19 protein-coding genes and 1 pseudogene are annotated in these 16493 nt (G+C 64.8%); 10 read left to right on the forward strand and 10 right to left on the reverse strand.

The annotated features are described in order from the left end of the window. Nucleotides 1-221 precede the first annotated feature (221 nt). A complete protein-coding gene (locus tag J9611_RS05650) occupies nt 222-956 on the reverse strand; it encodes a phosphatase PAP2 family protein (RefSeq protein ID WP_211878452.1) in 735 nt (244 codons plus the stop codon). A 115-nt stretch (nt 957-1071) separates the two neighbouring features. Next, nucleotides 1072-1614 carry a Chromate resistance protein ChrB gene (locus J9611_RS05655; protein WP_211878454.1) on the reverse strand — a complete coding sequence of 181 codons (543 nt, stop codon included), beginning with the start codon at nt 1612-1614 and terminating at the stop codon, nt 1072-1074. A gap of 247 nt (nt 1615-1861) precedes the next feature. On the opposite strand from J9611_RS05655, the gene J9611_RS05660 reads away from it, so the two are divergent. Beyond that, nucleotides 1862-2533: a DedA family protein gene (locus tag J9611_RS05660; protein WP_211878456.1), complete on the forward strand. Its 672-nt coding sequence runs from the start codon at nt 1862-1864 to the stop codon at nt 2531-2533. Between the two features lie 168 nt (nt 2534-2701). Here the strand turns inward: J9611_RS05660 and J9611_RS22880 are convergent, their stop codons facing one another. After that, nucleotides 2702-2881, reverse strand: a complete 180-nt coding sequence (locus tag J9611_RS22880; RefSeq protein ID WP_281414534.1) for a hypothetical protein — start codon at nt 2879-2881, stop codon at nt 2702-2704. Between J9611_RS22880 and J9611_RS22300 the strand changes: the two genes are divergently transcribed. Beyond that, on the forward strand, nt 2795-3007 hold the full coding sequence (locus tag J9611_RS22300; RefSeq protein WP_281414531.1) for a recombinase family protein: 213 nt from the start codon (nt 2795-2797) through the stop codon (nt 3005-3007). The two genes, J9611_RS22880 and J9611_RS22300, sit on opposite strands and share 87 nt — an antisense overlap. Before the next feature lie 55 nt (nt 3008-3062). Here the strand turns inward: J9611_RS22300 and J9611_RS05670 are convergent, their stop codons facing one another. The 4 genes from J9611_RS05670 to J9611_RS05685 all read right to left on the reverse strand — a co-directional run bounded on the left by J9611_RS05670 (nt 3063) and on the right by J9611_RS05685 (nt 5185). Continuing rightward, the gene (locus tag J9611_RS05670) at nt 3063-3404 is read right to left on the reverse strand and encodes an ArsR/SmtB family transcription factor (RefSeq protein WP_307857031.1); all 342 of its coding nucleotides are present in this window, start codon (nt 3402-3404) and stop codon (nt 3063-3065) included. Beyond that, nucleotides 3401-3865, reverse strand: a complete 465-nt coding sequence (locus J9611_RS05675) for an SRPBCC family protein (protein ID WP_211878457.1) — start codon at nt 3863-3865, stop codon at nt 3401-3403. Before J9611_RS05675 ends, J9611_RS05670 begins: the two co-directional genes overlap by 4 nt. 274 nt (nt 3866-4139) lie before the next feature. Further along, complete coding sequence (locus J9611_RS05680) at nt 4140-4562, reverse strand: YkvA family protein (protein ID WP_211878459.1); 423 nt, start codon at nt 4560-4562, stop codon at nt 4140-4142. Next, nucleotides 4559-5185, reverse strand: coding sequence for a cation efflux transmembrane domain-containing protein (locus J9611_RS05685; RefSeq protein ID WP_211878461.1), 627 nt, complete (start codon nt 5183-5185; stop codon nt 4559-4561). The genes J9611_RS05680 and J9611_RS05685 overlap by 4 nt, the downstream gene beginning before the upstream one ends. A gap of 399 nt (nt 5186-5584) precedes the next feature. On the opposite strand from J9611_RS05685, the pseudogene J9611_RS05690 reads away from it, so the two are divergent. The 5 genes and pseudogenes from J9611_RS05690 to J9611_RS05710 all read left to right on the forward strand — a co-directional run. After that, nucleotides 5585-5781: pseudogene (locus J9611_RS05690) on the forward strand (hypothetical protein); the annotation flags it as partial. Between the two features lie 321 nt (nt 5782-6102). Beyond that, a complete protein-coding gene (locus tag J9611_RS05695) occupies nt 6103-6438 on the forward strand; it encodes a MoaF-related domain-containing protein (RefSeq protein ID WP_211878464.1) in 336 nt (111 codons plus the stop codon). 171 nt (nt 6439-6609) lie between these two features. Next, nucleotides 6610-7254 (forward strand): NAD(P)-dependent oxidoreductase, encoded by a 645-nt coding sequence (locus J9611_RS05700; RefSeq protein ID WP_211878466.1) that lies wholly within the window; start codon nt 6610-6612, stop codon nt 7252-7254. Nucleotides 7255-7348: 94 nt separating this feature from the next. Further along, entirely contained in the window at nt 7349-7786 is a 438-nt protein-coding gene (locus J9611_RS05705; RefSeq protein ID WP_211878468.1) for an ester cyclase, read from the forward strand. A gap of 617 nt (nt 7787-8403) precedes the next feature. Next, on the forward strand, nt 8404-9504 hold the full coding sequence (locus J9611_RS05710; protein ID WP_211878469.1) for a VIT1/CCC1 transporter family protein: 1101 nt from the start codon (nt 8404-8406) through the stop codon (nt 9502-9504). Nucleotides 9505-10274: 770 nt separating this feature from the next. On the opposite strand, the gene J9611_RS05715 is transcribed toward J9611_RS05710, so the two are convergent. After that, complete coding sequence (locus tag J9611_RS05715; protein WP_246527419.1) at nt 10275-11255, reverse strand: Lrp/AsnC family transcriptional regulator; 981 nt, start codon at nt 11253-11255, stop codon at nt 10275-10277. A 158-nt stretch (nt 11256-11413) separates the two neighbouring features. On the opposite strand from J9611_RS05715, the gene J9611_RS05720 reads away from it, so the two are divergent. Both J9611_RS05720 and J9611_RS05725 read left to right on the forward strand, forming a co-directional pair. Then, complete coding sequence (locus tag J9611_RS05720) at nt 11414-12661, forward strand: M20 metallopeptidase family protein (RefSeq protein WP_211878470.1); 1248 nt, start codon at nt 11414-11416, stop codon at nt 12659-12661. A gap of 57 nt (nt 12662-12718) precedes the next feature. Then, nucleotides 12719-14050 carry an MFS transporter gene (locus J9611_RS05725; protein WP_211878471.1) on the forward strand — a complete coding sequence of 444 codons (1332 nt, stop codon included), beginning with the start codon at nt 12719-12721 and terminating at the stop codon, nt 14048-14050. Between the two features lie 86 nt (nt 14051-14136). Here the strand turns inward: J9611_RS05725 and J9611_RS05730 are convergent, their stop codons facing one another. After that, nucleotides 14137-14484 (reverse strand): hypothetical protein, encoded by a 348-nt coding sequence (locus J9611_RS05730; protein ID WP_211878472.1) that lies wholly within the window; start codon nt 14482-14484, stop codon nt 14137-14139. A gap of 271 nt (nt 14485-14755) precedes the next feature. On the opposite strand from J9611_RS05730, the gene J9611_RS05735 reads away from it, so the two are divergent. Further along, nucleotides 14756-15118: a hypothetical protein gene (locus J9611_RS05735; protein ID WP_246527420.1), complete on the forward strand. Its 363-nt coding sequence runs from the start codon at nt 14756-14758 to the stop codon at nt 15116-15118. A gap of 27 nt (nt 15119-15145) precedes the next feature. On the opposite strand, the gene J9611_RS05740 is transcribed toward J9611_RS05735, so the two are convergent. Then, entirely contained in the window at nt 15146-16420 is a 1275-nt protein-coding gene (locus J9611_RS05740) for an MFS transporter (protein WP_211878473.1), read from the reverse strand. Between the last annotated feature and the right edge of the window lie 73 nt (nt 16421-16493).

The raw sequence follows: 16493 nt of genomic DNA on the forward strand, positions 1-16493 counted from the left end.
TGAAAAAAGGGAAATATCAGACGCTAAGGATCCCTGTACGGTGAATGTCCGTTATCGTTCGTAACCATTGCAATGGGGCGGACATGGCATTCTTTACACTCCTGACCTGCGGAAACGTTCAGCACCCAATGTAAAACGTACGAACGTTGCCGAGACGGCCAAGCTCGTGCGGTGGAATCGGGAGGCGTCGTCCTCCGCGATTCGAAGGGCCCGAGCTGAAGTCAGTTGTTGGCGGCGCGGCGGGGCTGGGGAAGCGGGGTCAGTTTGCGGATCAGTGATGTGTGGCGGAGCCGGGGCTCGATGAGCCTGTTCCAGAGGGGTAGCCAGAGCAATATGCCGGCTGTGCTGATCAGCAGTGAGCCCAGCACGTCGGTGGGATAGTGCACACCCAGATACAGCCGCGACAGTGCGACAGTAACAGCAAACAGTGCGCCGATGACGGCTGTGATGATGCGCTGTCCGCGCGTTCGGGCCAGGATGAGAATCGCGGCCCACGCCACGGAGGCGGCGAAAGCGGTGTGGCCGCTGGGGAAGCTGTCATGTCCGCTTTCCAGGACCAGCGCGTGGGTGATCGAAGAGGGAGGGCGGAGGCGGGCGACCGTGAATTTCCCGATTTCCGAAGAGAGCCATCCAACGCTCGCGGTGGAACCAAACGCCAGGGCCGTGAGAGGTTTGCGGCGTACTACCAACAGCACCAGGCAGGTCACTAGAAGGATGCCGAGGTTACCTGCAGGAGAGAGGACAACATTTACCGCCAGGGCAAGAGCTGTCAGCACCGGGGCCCGGTCCTGGATCATATTGACATCCCATACCAGGTCCGGACCCGGGGAACCATAGACCTTCGCCAAGAAGCCGATGGTCAGGGTGAGGGCGAACAGGACTAACGAAACGAGCACGAACCACCAGGAGCGCAGGGGCAGCCCCAAGGGAGGAACGGGAGGGGCAGAGTGCTTCATGACTTTCCTTACAAGCAGTGGGCGGTGGGACATATCGGGACGCTACTGTCTCACAGCACCTTGGGAGGAGGCATCCCGGGGAGAATCAGCGGTGGGCGGTGCAGGTGCGAGTGTTTTATGGAAGGACGGCGGCGTAGACCTGCCGGGCGTATCCATCCAAAACCTCTGCGCACCGGGCCAGCCGCTCTTCCGCTGCATCGGCCTGGGGCAGGCGCAGCACATCCCGGGATTTCAGTTCCCGGTACCAGCGGCGCAGCCGTTCCAGGCTTTGCTCCTCCTCTTCGAGTTCTCCGAAGGTGAACTTGGACTTGGCGATCTCGCGGGCTATTTCATCTTCGAAATTGCCGCAATCGGCAATCAGCTCCGCCCATTCCTCGGCCCTCGCGGCCATGAAGGTCTCACGGAAAAACGCTGCTCCGGCGTCATCCCGGGGAACGGCATCGACGATGGCCAGTGTGCCGGAACCCCGTCGTGCCAGTTCCCCCGCCCGCCCCAGGGCCGCTTCAAAGGCGGGAAGTGCGGGCAGGACCCATGTTCCAGGGGAAACGGGTACCGCCCCGGCACGGCGCAGCTCACGCCAGACCGCGACCCGGTGCCGCGACGGCTCGGCCGGGATCTGCACCAGCACCAGCACCCACGAAAAAGTTTCATTACTCACAAATATGAATGTATCATCTGTTACATCCGTGACGGCATCGTGGAGCCCCGCCTTCCACCGGGACCGCACGCACCACGGATACCAGCCCGCGCCGGACCGCAAGGAGACCAACCGTGAAACGCAGACCCGCACTTCCTGCCCTGTGGTTCGGACCGTCCAGGCCCACGGCGCGCTCACGGGTTAGCGCCGGCGCCGAACCTGTCAGGCTGCGGTACGGCGTACCGTCCGAGCTGACAGGAGGGCGGTGATGGGCGGGTTCGTGGACGGCATCCTGAACGTCACCCCTGCTCTGGCGTTGACCCTTGTGGGGCTGCTGGTGTTCGCCGAGGACGCCCTCTTCGTCGGATTCGTGATCCCCGGAGAGACCGCCGCGGTCCTGGGCGGGGTGGTGGCCAGCCGCGGTCACGTGGCTTTATGGACGATGATGGCCCTGGTTGTGCTGGCCGCAACCATCGGGGACACGGTCGGTTACGAAATCGGCAAACACTTCGGTCCCCGGGTGCTGAACCTGAAGGTAATGGACAAGCGGCGGGCGAAACTGGAAAAGGCGCAGGACTTCCTGCGCCGGCGCGGAGGCTCGGCCGTGTTCCTGGGCCGGTTCATCGCGTTCTTCCGGGCGGTCATGCCTGCCCTTGCCGGTACCTCACGCATGCCTTATCCGAGGTTCCTGGCCTTCAACGCCGCCGGCGGCCTGGTCTGGGGTGTGGGTTTTGTCCTGCTGGGCTTTCTCGCCGGCAACTCCTACGAAGCTGTGGCCAAAATCGCCGGCCGCGACGTCACCGTCATTATCGCTCTGGTGGCCGTCGCCGCTCTCATAATCTGGCGCGTTCGAAAGGCACGCCGGGAACGGCGCCGCACCGGCGCCCCGCCAGCCGGACCACGGAATGACTCCGTGGACGATGCGCCGGAAGCCCGGTAATGTCCGGCCACCTCACAACCTGCTCCGGGCCGACCCCCGATCCCCGAACACCCCGTGGCTACAGTGCACCTTCCACACAGGCCCGAAGGGCGTGAGCATGTCCGCTGCTTCGCGGACCGGACACTCTGCGGGCCGGCAGCTTTGGCCGCTGTACGCCGCCGGGTTCCATCACGAGGGCATCGGGTTCCGGTCACTGACTGACGCGATCGATACGACGACCCGGGCCGGTTCTTCTTCCACGTCATTGCCTCGCTGGCGCAGATGGAACGCGAACTCACGATCGAGCGCACCCACGCCGGTCTGGCCGCCGCCCGTGCGCAAGGTCCTGCCTGGACGAAAACGCCTCATGACCGACAGCAAAATCAGTGCTGCGAAGAAACTCCCCGCCCAGGGAACACCGGCTATCGACGTCGCGGACGACGTCGGGGTCTCATCCCAACCCTCTATTGCTGGATCCCCGCCCGCGACCGCTAGAAACGCCAGTACTGATCCTTTAGCGTGCTATTTTTCCGTTTCGCGAGCTGGACCCTTATTGTTCGGCGGCCCGTTTGATGGCGGCCAGCCGGGTGTCCCACAACTTGGCCGCACTGGCGAGCCATGCGGCGGTCTGATCCAGCGGTTCCCGACGGACGGAGTACAGGACCTGTTTGCCGGACCGTTTGGATTCCACCAGCCCGGCCGCTTTGAGCACCTCCAGGTGTTTCGCGACGGCCTGGCGCGTCACGCCCAACGGTTCCGCCAGCGTCGTGGCGGTGGCCGCCCCGGCGATGCCCAGCAGCTCCAGCAGGCGCTGCCGGGCAGGATCACCCAAGGCGGCAAAGATGGCCACCGGGGGATGGAGGCCACCACCGGGCCGTGCGTCGTCGTTCACTCGGCCGCGGTGACGTCCGCCAGGGAGAACGTCCGTGCGGCGGCCAGCTCGATGCGCCAGCCCTCGGTGTTGCCGTTGAACGCCTTGACCCGGTCTTCCTCGCTCAGGGGCAGCGCTGCGAAGCCACTCTCCACCACCTTGAGAGTGACCCCGCCAGGACGCTCCTCGAGGAAGAACTCCACCAGGGTCTGCTTGCCTTCGGCGCGCTTGTCCCCGGGCACGCTGCCGGGCTCCCAGCGGAAGCTCGCGAACGTCGGTTCGCGGAATTCGACGGTGCTGATGGAGAAGACGCCGTGCGTGGCGTCGTGGACCACGGTCAGCCCGTCCCGCTCCTCCAGCCGGTGCTCGCGGATTTCGCCCTCGTTGATCCACCAGCCTGGCTCGGACACCAGCTGCCAGACCCGGCCGATCGGCGCGTCGATGTCGATCTGCCGTTCAATACTGTCGCTAAAAGTGCTCATGGGAAGCTCCAATCAAGAAAATTAACGTGCAACTAAATGGTTGCACGTTAGGTGGCTGGAGTCTAGCCCTGCCCAAGATTCAAAGACACCCACCGCCTGACAACCCGGCCCTCATGAAAGATCCGAGTCAGCGTCACTGCTGTTTACCTGGCTGGTTTGGTGTCAGCCACGGACCGCAGATTCCAGCCACCGGGAGGCGGACGATGGCGCCTGCCGGCACCTGCCGATCAGAGTTCGATGCGGGCAAACCAGCGCCGACCCCTCCGTATGCCGCTCATGGCGTGGTTGTGGCAGTACCTGCCAGTCGCTGGATCAGGGCGAGGCCGGCTGGTGTTCCGGGCCAGTGCCGTTCCAAGGGACCGTGGCCCGCTTTGCGGATGACCGAGCGCAGGACCAGGGCCACGATGATGGCGTCATCGGCGTACCCGATGACCGGAAGGAAGTCCGGGACCAGATCAATAGGTGAGGCGAGGTAGACCAGCAGCAGGACCAGGCGGACACGGATTGAGCGCGGCAGGGTCCGGTCCGCGGTCAGCCGGCGCAGCAGGGTCAGCAGATCCGGCAGGAGCCGCAGGGCTTCCTTCATGCCCACCGCCTCCGGATGCTTTCGGGCGTAGAGGGCCAGAAGGACCAGCAGCACGGCGTAGATCAGGACCACCCCGCCGCCGACCGCGATCGCCGCATCCCAGAAGTTCATGCCGTGGCCTCTTCGGCGGTGTGCTGGAAGGCGTGGCGTGCTTCCCGGGCGGCGTAGTAAATGATCGCCAGGCCCGCCAGAGGATCGGCCCACCACCACCCGAACACAGCATTCAGGACCAGCCCTGCCAGTACAGCGCCCGCCAGGTAGGCATCGACCAGGGTCACCTTTCCCTCCGCGCGCAGCACCTGATTGCCCAAAGCCCGGCCGGTGCGGATCTTGCCCCAGGCCAGGGCGAGCATGACCGCGAAGGTCAGTGCCGTCCAGACAATGCCCGGACCGGAGGTGGCAGGGCGGACGCCTGTGACAAACACGATGACCAGCTGGATCACCAGATAGGCGACGAGGACCGCGAAGGCCGCCCCGATCAGCCGCATCGCCCGGTTCTCCCGGTCCGCGTGGATGCCTTTGAGCTGCCAGACCACGACCAGGGAGGCGAAGATCTCGATCAGCGAATCCAGACCGAAACCGGCCAGCGCCGGGGAACCGGCGCCCACGGCGGCGGCGGCAAGTACACCCAGGCCGATCACGTTCCAGCCCAGGGTCGCGTATTCAAGGCGCAGTCCACGGCGCACCAAGCCTTCGTGCTGCAATGTGGCGGCAGCGCCGTCTGTACTGGCCATGGGTGCCTGTTTCCTTGTCGTGGATCTGTTCCTGATCACGCGGGCCGCTCCGGCGCGCACAAGCCTCAAGTACAGCGTAGTTGGCACTAGGACACCACCCGGACTGGGCCCCATAGAACGCTGGCGTCGGATAATTCACGAATTCACAAGCCACCCCTACAACACCGCGATGACCATCGCGCGGGAGATCCGCACGAACACCGGCTACAAACGTGCCGCCGACGAAGCCCACGCGCTCATGCGCCAGGCCTTCAACCAGCCGGGCGACATCGACCCCGGCCATCGACGAGCTCTGCGAACACCTCACCAGCACCGCAACACCGGGCTGACCCTCAAATTCGCCATGTCGGGAGTCCTGGGGCCTGGGCCCGGGCCAAGATGTCGTCGCAGACCAGGTGCCTCGCCCGGGCCGTCTTCTTCAACCGGTCCAGAGAGATCCACGACCGGCTCCTTCGAGCAGCAACGCCACCGGCCCAGCGGGCTGATCACCCCTGGGATGGGAACACATCAACCTCACCGGCGACTACACCTGGCCACCCACCATCCACCTCAAACCCGGCAAATACAGGCCGCTACGACGCCCGGCAAAACCTTAGCGTCGGATGTTTCATTTTTCACAAGCCACCCCGGGGAGGGACAATGCCGCTCGCCCCTGTCGGTTTGGTCCATGGCGTTCCCGGGAGTGCGGACTGGTCCGTGTCCTCGTGAGCGCCATGGGCTGATAACCACTGACCGTTTGGTCCTTGACCCGGTCCCCCTGCGCGGGGATAGCCTGTTCCTGACGGACGGACGGACGCGTCCGCCGAAGCCGGACCGGGCCGTTAACCGTTCCGACAAATGAGGGGGGATCCTCCACCGCATAGGCCATTCGGCTGCACACCGTTTTCCGCGGCCGCCCATATCCACAGAAGGCTGCCATGTCAGAGAAGACTCAGATCATCGGACGAAAATTTGTTTTCGATTTCGGCGACGACGCCAAATACGAACTGAATTTCGTTGCCGAGGACAAACTCGAGGTCACCGTCGTCGCCGACAGCAGCTACCCGGCCGGGACACTGAACAAATTCGATATCACCCGCACGCAGCTCCGCCCCGACCTGTATCTGGTCACCTGGGTCGAGGACGACACCGGCAACACCGTCACCCACGTCCAGGACTACGCAAACCTGACCGCCTACACCAGCATCACTGACCTGGCCTCCCGCGGCTTCTGGAACCTTAGGGGGCGAATCATCCCGGTCACTGGTCAGTGACCCGCCCACAGGCCATCATCGGCTCCGTGCCGCACGGATCAGCGCAGCCGCTGCCCCGGGCGCCCCGACCCCGGCGGGGAAGGCCCGCGCGCACGGCGCCGGGACCTCCGACGCAATTGTCGGCCCCCGCCTGCACCGGCCGCAGGTGACCGCCTCAGGAAGGAAGCACAGATGAAGATCGGCATCATCGGAGCCACCGGCAACGCCGGGCGCGCCATCGTCATCCAGGCCCTCTCTCGCGGGCACGAGGCCACCGCCATCGTCAGGGATCCGTCGAAGGCCGCCGAGGTGCTTGGCGCCGATGTTCCCGTCCTGGCCCGCGATGCGTTCGACCTGACTGCCGAGGACCTCCGCACCTTCGACGTCGTGGTGAACGCATTCGCCACCGCCCCGAACCATGCCCGCCGGCATGTCGACCTCGCCCGGGAGCTGGTGGAACTCACCCGGGGCAATGAATCACCGCGGCTGGTGTTCATCCTCGGCGCCGGCAGCCTGAGAACCGACGGGGACCACCACCTCCTCATCGAGGATCTCCGCCAGATGCCCGGTGCCGACGCCTGGGTGTCGATCCCCGAGAACCAGCTCAGAGAGCTCGAGTACCTGCGCAGCGTAACCGACGTCGACTGGGTAGGGATCTCGCCCTCTGCCCAATTCGAACCGGGCGAGGCACGGGGCGTGGTCCTGGGCACCGACGAACTCCTGGTCGCAGGCGACGGGACGTCCCACACGACGACGGGCACCATGGCCGTGGCCATCCTTGACGAGATCGAGCACCCCGCCCACCGCCGGCAGCGGTTCACCGTCGGCGACCGCTGACCCGAGCCGCAGACACGACAAACACAACACGGCACAACGAAGGTTGCCTCACTCCTTCCTAACCAGGAAAGTCACCGCCGAAAGGAAGAACCCAATGGGTGCCGAAGAGGACATGCAGCTCATGCAGACCTTTGATGATGCGTGGAACGCCGAGGACTGGGACACCTTCGCGAGCAGGCACAAGGAGGACACCGTGCTGAGCTGGCTCGGTGGCCAGCCACCCACCCATGGCGTCGCCGCCCATCGGGCCGAGAGCGAGGCGATGTTCAGGACGTTCCCCGACAACAAGGTCGGCAACCGGCCCTACAAGACGCTGTTCGCCAGCGGCGACTGCACCTTTTCGATCGCCAGCTTCACCGGGACCATGACCGGGCCGATGGTCCTTGCCGACGGCACGGAAATCCCGCCGACCGGAAAGTCCTTCGAAGTCGGCTTCTGCACCGTGGCGCGTTGGGACAACGGCCAGATCGTCGAGGAGAACCTCTTCTATGACATGCCCGGAATGATGTCCCAACTGGGCCTGGGCGGCTGATCTCGGAGGGCGCAGGACCCGGCGTGCACTTCCATGGGTGCACTGCGTGTCGGAGGGACGACCCGGGCCACACCCATCCACCTGGACCGCCAACCTCAAAGTCAATCCTTTAAATTGGGTTGCGCCAGCGGGGGCAAGCTTGGCGATTTCCTCGGCAGCGGACGTACCTGGGTCGCCACTGCCGCGGGCTCCGGTTATCCCTCGCTCGGTGCCGCCATTGACGTCGACACGGCGGTGATCGGCGGCGGCGTTGCGGGTTTGACCGCAGCACTGGCGCTGAAGCGTGCAGGCCACTCGTTCGCAGGCGGCTGGCGTACCGAAACGGAACATCATGGCCTTCCGGGAGACGGAAATTCGGCGAACCGAAAAACATGCAAATGCATGGACCGAGCCGATAAGTATGGAAGACTTGTCTCATCGAAGGGGAGTAGTTCTCACCGTCCGCGTCGCGGACGCAGCGGCGCATCGACATGCTGGCATCCCCCTACGGGATGCCCGGTGCGCCACCCGGGCCAGTAGGTTGCCGGGCGAGCGAGACCTTCGGTCAGACACCACTCTGACCGAAGCTCCGTTGGATACCAGCGGGTTCCGGCCGGGGTATTGCCTTGAGGACAACCATGACCAACCTGCCCAAGACAGAAACCACACCCGCTTCCCGGAGCGCCCGTTCAGCGGACCTCCGCCGCTGGCGCCAATATCTGGCCGATGAACGGGCCGAAGCGGGCGTGTACCGGGATTTGGCCGGGCGCAGGACCGGAGAGGAGCGTGAGATACTCCTGGCCCTGGCCGAGGCCGAATCCCGGCACAAACAGCACTGGAAGGATCTACTCGGCGACAAGGCGGGCAGGCCCCGCCGCGGAAGCCTCAGGACCCGGTTCGTTGGCTTCCTGGCCCGCCACTTCGGGTCCGTCTTCGTACTTGCCCTGGCCCAGCGCGCCGAAGCACGGTCACCGTACGCGCGCGATGTTCACGCCACCGACGCCATGGCCGCCGACGAGCAGATCCACGAGGAAATCGTCCGCGCCCTGGCCACGCGCGGGCGGAACCGGCTCTCCGGCAGCTTCCGTGCCGCGGTCTTCGGCGCCAACGATGGACTCGTCAGCAACCTCTCCCTCGTGATGGGCATCAGCGCCAGCGGCGCCTCCAACGGCGTCGTCCTACTCAGCGGCGTGGCCGGGCTCCTCGCCGGCGCCCTGTCCATGGGGGCAGGAGAATACGTCTCCGTCCGCTCCCAGCGCGAACTGCTCGAAGCGTCAACGCCGAACGAGGAAGCACAGGAGAGACTCCCGTACCTGAACGTCGACTCCAACGAACTGGCCCTCCTCTACCGTGCGCGGGGCATGGCAGCCGACGAAGCGAACGCCAGGGCCGCAGAGACCCTGCAAAACCCGCACGAAGAATCGATCGTGACATCCCCGGAGCACGACAAACACGAAGCCGTCGGTACCGGGCTGGGCGCGGCCACATCCAGCTTCCTGTTCTTCGGCTCCGGCGCCATCCTGCCCGTACTTCCCTACCTCTTCGGGCTGGAGGGCATCACCGCGCTGATCGTCGCCGGCATCATCGTCGGCCTGGCGCTGTTGACCACCGGCGCTATCGTTGCACTGCTGTCCGGCGGGGCTCCGCTGAAAATGGCACTACGCCAGCTCGCTATCGGATACGGCGCAGCAGCCGTGACGTACCTGCTCGGGATGCTGTTCGGAACCAGCACGGCGTAGACGGCACGACACTGCCAGGCCGACCCTGCCGACGGGCCGGCCTGGCAGCCTCGTTTCCACCCAGACCCCGTCCCGCACATGGACGGTCCTGGCACAGCACCCCCCAAATCTCCGGATTCGAATCCCGCGGTTTGTGCAGTCGGTTTCTGACATTCCGTGCAGACGACTTCGGAAAATGACATTCGGAGGAACAGTCCTGGGCGTTCCACTTCCAGGAACTGAGACGGCCCCGCAATCCTGCGCTTCTGAAATGGCCAGTCCGTGGAATCGCCCGATCCAGACCCACCTCCAAGGCCATGTCTACGCCCATCTTTCCTGGCGCTTTGCCCACCTATCGGGGCGGATGGCCGAGAGTTAGCTGCCAGGCGTGGAAGTCGAAGTGAAGCGTCGGGTAGGCGTAGACGTCATTGAGTGTCATTGTCGGTGCGAAAAACGGGTCCCACCGGTCGGGAAACGGCATGGCCCTGGCCAGGGACCTGGTGCTTTCCCGTTCCAGCCGGCGGGAGATGGCGGTGATGGTGCCTGTTGTAGACGAGGGATGCGGCCCGGGAGCCCCAGTAATTCACGACGTCAAAGGGACGGGTTCCCGCGTTCAGGGCTGCAGCGAAGGCCTTGCCGACTGGTTCCACGTGTCATCCCCGGCTTCAGGCCTGGATCCGGCTGCGGTCCAGGCGGGTCCGCGATTCGTTGCACATGGCTTGGTCACCGGCGCCGGCGCCAATCCGGGGATTACCGCGACCGTTTACGACGTCGCGTGACCGTGCGCCGGATCACTCGGGGAGCGGCCGTGGGACCACCACCTCGTGGGTCGACGTCGTATTTGGGTGCAGCAGCACGCCCACGCGCTTAAGGTAGTTCACTGTGAGCGAGCTTTCGATAATGCGGGCACCGGGAACAGCGGAGAGGAAGCGGTCTTCGATGTCGAGGACCTCCGCGGGCGAACCCAGCCACATGGTGAAAGTGAAGTTGCTGGTACCGGTGGTCGAGGCGCAGAGACGTAGTTCACGGAAGCCCCGCAGCGCATCGACGGCACGACGCCGGTCATCCGGCGGGAGGCTGGCGAACCACTGGCACTGGACGGGGTATCCAGAGTAGTTCTGTGCTACTTCGCAGCGGAAAAGCAGGGTGTCGCCGGCTAATACACGGTTCAACTGCCGGCGGGCTGTGACCGGGTGCAGTCCCGTGGCCTCCGCGGCCTCCACCGCGGTTGCCCTTCCGTTTCGGCTGAGGGCCTGGACGATCGGCCAGTATGATGACGGCTGCGGCCCGGCGTAGGTGCCCGTGCCTTGCCGGGCCAAGCTGCGCAGCTGCGCGCGCTGTGGTGCGTTGAGCGCATTGAGGCTCCAGGCATCAGCACTGGCGTGCAGGGCAGTGCACATGGCACTGCGGTACCTGGCGATGTTCGGAATCCGCGCGATCTCTGGAAGCACAATACGGGTCAGCTCCGCCCAGCTGGGAGTCACGACGGTGAGCACGAAATCGCGGTTGCGTGCCGATTCCTCGACGGAAACCACCTCCGGAATCGCACAGAGCGCAGCCCCCACCTCGCCCCGGTGCCGCAGCTCGCAGTCCACTTCCACGAAACTCATGGTCATCGCGGCCGGATCGCCGATCAGGTGGGCCGTCACCCATGCGACACCGGCGCTCCGGAGATGCTCCCAATGGGCGGCCAATGTGGTCGGATGCCTGTCCAGCACGGCGCCGGCATCCTGCCAGCTGATCCGCGGCACCAGCTGGAGAACATTGATCAACGCTCGGTCATCCTCGGAAAGATCGATGACTGCCTTACCCCCCTTGTGATCGTTATTTCGGTATTTCCTATAGATTCTGATCCTTTACTGGATTCTAGGACACTGTGAGTCGAGCCACACAATAATTGTCTTCGTTGCTATCCCAAGGAGTACCACCCATGACAGCTATTGCTGACGCTTACCAGCTCAAGGACGACGTCGTCCGCCTGCGCCACCGCCTGCACCAGGAACCCGAGATCGGGCTGGCTCTGCCGCGAACACAGGAAAAAGTCCTCCAAGCGCTGGAGGGGCTGCCGTACGAAATCACGCTCGGCCAGGACACCACCTCCGTCACGGCAGTGCTCCGCGGCACCGCGCCGGCTTCCGGCAGCAAAGCAGTCAGCGCTGCCGACAGCGCCGCCCCTCGTCCGGTGGTGCTGCTGCGCGCAGACATGGACGGGCTGCCCGTCCAAGAGGCCACCGGGGTGGACTACAGCTCCCGGATCGACGGTGCGATGCACGCGTGCGGTCACGACCTGCACACCGCGATGCTCGCCGGAGCCGCCACGCTGCTGGCCGACCGCAGACATCAGCTGGCCGGCGACGTCGTCCTGATGTTCCAGCCCGGCGAGGAAGGCTTCGACGGTGCGGGAGTGATGCTTCGCGAGGGCGTGCTGGATGCCGCCGGACGGCGTCCGGACGCAGCCTACGGGCTGCACGTGCAGTCCGCGGTGGAGCCCAATGGACGGTTCTCCACCAAGCCGGACATCCTGATGTCCGCCTCGGACGGGCTCGTGGTCACCGTGCATGGCGCCGGGGGGCACGGCTCCGCGCCGCTTGCCGGCAAGGACCCGGTAACGGCCGTGTCCGAGATGGTCACGGCGCTTCAGGTGATGGTCACGCGCCAATTCAACATGTTTGATCCCGTAGTGCTCAGCGTTGGCATCCTGCAGGCCGGCACCACGCGCAACGTCATTCCTGACTCGGCCCGATTTGAGGCGACGGTGCGCACCTTTTCTGAAACGAACCGGGAAAAGATGATGACCGCGGTGCCCAGGCTGCTTGAAGGCATCGCCGCCGCGCACGGGCTGGAGGTCACGGTCAGCTACCGGCCCGAGTATCCGCTGACCGTCACGGACCGCGGCGAGACGGAGAACGCCGAACGGATCATCACCGAGCTTTTCGGCGACTCACGGTACTCGCGCCTCGCCCATCCGCTCAGCGCCTCCGAGGACTTCTCCCGGGTCCTCGCCGAGGTGCCGGGGAGCTTTATCTGCCTCTCCGCCGCGGATCCGGAGACGGACCACCGCACCGCCGCCTTCAATCACTCGCCGTTCGCCACCTTCGACGACAACGTCCTGGCCGACGGCACCGCCCTCTATGCGACGCTCGCGCTGACCCGCATCGCCGAGCTGGCAGCGCTCTGATCCGAAGTCCCTATCCCACACGTTTGATTCAGTTCTTTCACCTTGAGGAGCCATTCCATGGAAACACCCACTCAATCTGCGCTGGACGCCGGCCGCCCGGCCCGGCACACGCCGCCAGCACCTCCGGGCAGCAAGCTTCGGACCATTATCGGCACTGGCCTCGGCAACGCCGTGGAATGGTATGACTGGGCGATCTACGCGACCTTCGCGCCGTTCTTCGCGGGCCAGCTGTTCAACAATGCCGACCCTGCCTCGGCGGTTCTGGCCACGCTGGCGATCTTCGCCGTGGGTTTCCTGGCTCGGCCCCTCGGGGGCTTCGTCTTCGGCTGGCTGAGCGACCGGGTCGGACGCAAATACTCCATGACCCTGGCTGTCGGCCTGGCCTCACTGGGCAGCCTGCTCATCGCCATCGCTCCGACCTACACAGCCATGGGCGCCTTCGCGTCGGTGACCCTGCTGGCGGCCCGGTTGATCCAGGGCCTCGCCCACGGAGGTGAGCTGCCTTCCTCCCAGACCTACCTTTCCGAGATGGCCCCGCCGGCGAAACGCGGTTTCTGGTCCACCCTGATCTACATCTCGGGAACCATTGGCATTATTTTCGGCACGTTGCTCGGAGCGGTGTTGACGGTGGTGTTGAGCAAGGAAGAAATGCTGGCCTGGGGCTGGCGGGTACCGTTCCTTCTCGGTGCGGTGATGGGCTTGTACGCCCTGTTTATGCGGTCGGGGATGAAGGAGTCCGAGGTCTTCGATCGTGTGACAGCGGCGGCTCAGAAACGCGAGCCGATATGGCCGCAGATTGTCCGTCACCGTAAGCAGGCTCTGCAGGTGATCGGCCTGACGGTTGGCGGAACTGTTGTTTACTACACTTGGGGCGTGCTGGCTCCCACGTACGCCGCTACTTCTCTCGGCATGGACCGGGGGGCCGCCCTGTGGTCGGGCGTCATCGCCAACCTGGTCTTCCTGGCCGCCCTGCCGTTGTGGGGAAAGGTTTCGGATAGGTTCGGCCGCAAGCCAGTCATGTGGGCGGGCATGATTGGTGCAGCCGTGATGCACTTTCCCATGACCTGGCTGCTAAAGGACTCGCCGTGGCAACTGGTGGTTTCCATGTCAGTCATGCTGATTTTCATCGCGGCCTCTGCGGGTATCATGCCGGCGCTCTATGCCGAGCTGTTCCCGACCCACATCCGCACCGTGGGAGTGGGAGTGCCCTACTCCCTCTGCGTGGCAATCTTCGGCGGCACGGCACCGTACCTGAACGTCTGGCTGACCACTGAGGTCGGTCCCAACGCCTTCGGCTTCTATACCGTGGCCCTGCTGACGGTCAGCATACTCTTCATCTTCACGCTGCCCGAGACCAAGGGCAAAGACCTGCACCAGGCCGCAGGCTGACATACTCACCCTGTCTGGAGCATGGCGCTCTACGAGGAAATGGACGCGACTGATACTGCAGTCGCGTCCATTTCCTGCACGGGGACCTAGGCCCAGATGTACTCTTCGGTGATCGCTCCGTCACGCCACTTCGCGACGGTCACCATGCGGCTTCCATCCTCGAATTCGCCGATGACGCAGGTCCACTCACCGGATCCGAACGCGATCGGGTGTGAGGTGATCCGGGGCGGCGTGCCGCCGGCGGAATCGACGTAAGCCTTCATCGCGTCAATGTGCTGTTCGACCCCACGCGTGGGGTCCTGGCCCTTCCAGTCCACGAGAACGTCATCCGTGTGGTGGTGGGCAAAGACGCCGTTCCAGTCGGCCTTGTTCCAGCCGTCGAAGTCGAGATCGTCCATTCCCTTGAGGTTGCGGTCAACCTGCTCGTCCTGCATGGGTTCCTCCGTTCTCCAGGCGCGTCGACCTCGGTGTCCGGCCGCGCTGCCGTGCCAACCTTGAGCTTGACCGGACCAGCGTAGATGAGCGGTCAACGACGTACAAGGTTCTGCCGGGCATCAATCCGCTGGCCCGCATTAGCGAGGAAACCCGGCGGTGCACATGATGGCGGTGGCCTCGTGCCCCCGAGAGAGTGCCTGGGCGACGATGGCGTGCCCGGCGTTGCCGGTTGCGCCGATTGGGGCAGCAACTTTACGCTTTGATGGAAGCATGGATTATGTGCACAAACCACTGGCGCCAGAATCTGAATTCCGGCGCGGCCAACGGCGCACTGTTTTCTCTGTGCTCGTGGTCCTGCTCAGCACCTGGTTTCTGCTCTGGGCGATCCAGGGCGTTCCCATTTACTGCGCGCTTGCCTTTCCTTGCCCGAAGCCGGAAGCGCGGGTATTCCCCGCACTCTTGTTCGGCGGTCTGATGATCGTTCCGCTGGTCATCATCATCCTGACCAGCTTTGGCAGGACACGGCGCCTAAACCGCGGGTTGGTGAATGGTTCCTTCGTTGTCATGGTCTTGCTGGCGCTGATTGGCATGGCCGCCACGTTATTCTCTGGCGGATTCGGGATCGGATTCTAAGCGATGGACCTGTGGTGTTGGGGACGACTACGGCGGCGGTAATTCTGCGTCCGACGTATCGGTCGAGGCGTTGGCCTGATCGGCCTGGGCGTGCTGCTGACGGCTCGCCAGCAGGAACGGCACCGCGATCAACTCGATCGTTCCGCTGATCGCCAGCGAGGCAGGGTAGCCGTACACATCGGCTGCCCGACCAAGCAGCGGCTGCACCACGACGCCACCGCTTGATCCCATGAGGGAGTCGAAGCTCAGCACCGTCGCCCGCTGCTTCGAGGCGATCATGTCGTTCAGGTAGGCCTGCCGCACCGGAGTACCCGCAGAGGCGACCAATGCCCAGAGCGCCAGCAGCAGCAGGGCCGCCCAGAACACCCGGGTGAACCCGAGCACAACCAGAATCAATGCGCCCGCGATGCTGCTCAGAATGAGCACCGTTGTGCGTTTGCGAACGAGGCGCCGGATGCGTGGCGCCACCCAGCCGCCGAGCACCTGCGCGCCGGCCACGATTGCCGCCGCCAGACCCGCCACGGAGTAAGCGCGCGGGTCCCCGAAGAGCTCAAGCAGGAACGGCTGCAGGGCGTAGAACACATAGATCCCGACGCCGGCGCTGAACGGCGCGGCCAGCATCACGTAACGCACCGGCGGATTCTTCAATCCGTTCTCGATCGAGGCCGAGAATACGGCACGGGTTGCCTGAAGGGGATGGGTCGAGCGTTCGGGCGTGAAACCGACGTCGCGCATGAGCCAGAAGGCCACGACGAACAGGGCCACCAGCACGCCCACGCGCAGCAGGAACGGCACGCCCAGGTTGGTCGCCTGCGCGATCACACCGCCGGCCACCGAGCCGACGAGCATCGCCACGCCCGCCACGATCTGCCCCCGCCCGAGCACGGCCTCCAGCCCGCCGTCGTATCCCGAGAAGCGCAACGCGTCGACGAGCCAGGCCTCGACCGCGCCCGAAAAGAACGTGAAGCCCAGACCGAGCAAAACCGACACCACAGCCCACGACCAGAACGGGGCGGAAAGCTGCCAGAGCACGTAGTAAAGGTAGGTCGATACGGCCAGGGTCACAGTGCCGAGCAGGAACGAAACACGGCGCCCCCAACCGTCGGCAATGACTCCGGTGGGGACCTCGAACAGCACCATCCCGGCCGTGAAAAAGGCGTTCGCGGCAAAAGCCTCCAGGTTGCTGAGTCCGGCATCCAACAGGAAGAGTGTGTTGATTCCCCAGATGAACGAGGCAGCAAGCGTATTGCCCAGCGTCAACGTGAGATAGATGCGCTGGGTCTTCCGGGCGCCGGCGTTCATCGAACCGCCGTCCCCGCCAGGGCGAGGGGGGATCACGAGCCCATTCTCGTCCCGTTCGCCGGCGACCGCCAGA

The sequence above is a fragment of the Pseudarthrobacter albicanus genome, from assembly GCF_018224015.1.
Taxonomy (GTDB): Bacteria; Actinomycetota; Actinomycetes; order Actinomycetales; family Micrococcaceae; genus Arthrobacter; species Arthrobacter albicanus.

Bases quoted from the DNA above. Each gene is read 5' to 3' on its own strand.
- J9611_RS05650 (WP_211878452.1), bottom strand. From the start codon at position 956: ATGAAGCACTCTGCCCCTCCCGTTCCTCCCTTGGGGCTGCCCCTGCGC.
- J9611_RS05660 (WP_211878456.1), top strand. From the start codon at position 1,862: ATGGGCGGGTTCGTGGACGGCATCCTGAACGTCACCCCTGCTCTGGCG.
- J9611_RS22300 (WP_281414531.1), top strand. From the start codon at position 2,795: ATGGAACGCGAACTCACGATCGAGCGCACCCACGCCGGTCTGGCCGCC.
- J9611_RS22880 (WP_281414534.1), bottom strand. From the start codon at position 2,881: ATGAGGCGTTTTCGTCCAGGCAGGACCTTGCGCACGGGCGGCGGCCAG.
- J9611_RS05675 (WP_211878457.1), bottom strand. From the start codon at position 3,865: ATGAGCACTTTTAGCGACAGTATTGAACGGCAGATCGACATCGACGCG.
- J9611_RS05680 (WP_211878459.1), bottom strand. From the start codon at position 4,562: ATGAACTTCTGGGATGCGGCGATCGCGGTCGGCGGCGGGGTGGTCCTG.
- J9611_RS05685 (WP_211878461.1), bottom strand. From the start codon at position 5,185: ATGGCCAGTACAGACGGCGCTGCCGCCACATTGCAGCACGAAGGCTTG.
- J9611_RS05695 (WP_211878464.1), top strand. From the start codon at position 6,103: ATGTCAGAGAAGACTCAGATCATCGGACGAAAATTTGTTTTCGATTTC.
- J9611_RS05700 (WP_211878466.1), top strand. From the start codon at position 6,610: ATGAAGATCGGCATCATCGGAGCCACCGGCAACGCCGGGCGCGCCATC.
- J9611_RS05705 (WP_211878468.1), top strand. From the start codon at position 7,349: ATGGGTGCCGAAGAGGACATGCAGCTCATGCAGACCTTTGATGATGCG.
- J9611_RS05710 (WP_211878469.1), top strand. From the start codon at position 8,404: ATGACCAACCTGCCCAAGACAGAAACCACACCCGCTTCCCGGAGCGCC.
- J9611_RS05720 (WP_211878470.1), top strand. From the start codon at position 11,414: ATGACAGCTATTGCTGACGCTTACCAGCTCAAGGACGACGTCGTCCGC.
- J9611_RS05725 (WP_211878471.1), top strand. From the start codon at position 12,719: ATGGAAACACCCACTCAATCTGCGCTGGACGCCGGCCGCCCGGCCCGG.
- J9611_RS05730 (WP_211878472.1), bottom strand. From the start codon at position 14,484: ATGCAGGACGAGCAGGTTGACCGCAACCTCAAGGGAATGGACGATCTC.
- J9611_RS05735 (WP_246527420.1), top strand. From the start codon at position 14,756: ATGGATTATGTGCACAAACCACTGGCGCCAGAATCTGAATTCCGGCGC.
- J9611_RS05740 (WP_211878473.1), bottom strand. From the start codon at position 16,420: ATGAACGCCGGCGCCCGGAAGACCCAGCGCATCTATCTCACGTTGACG.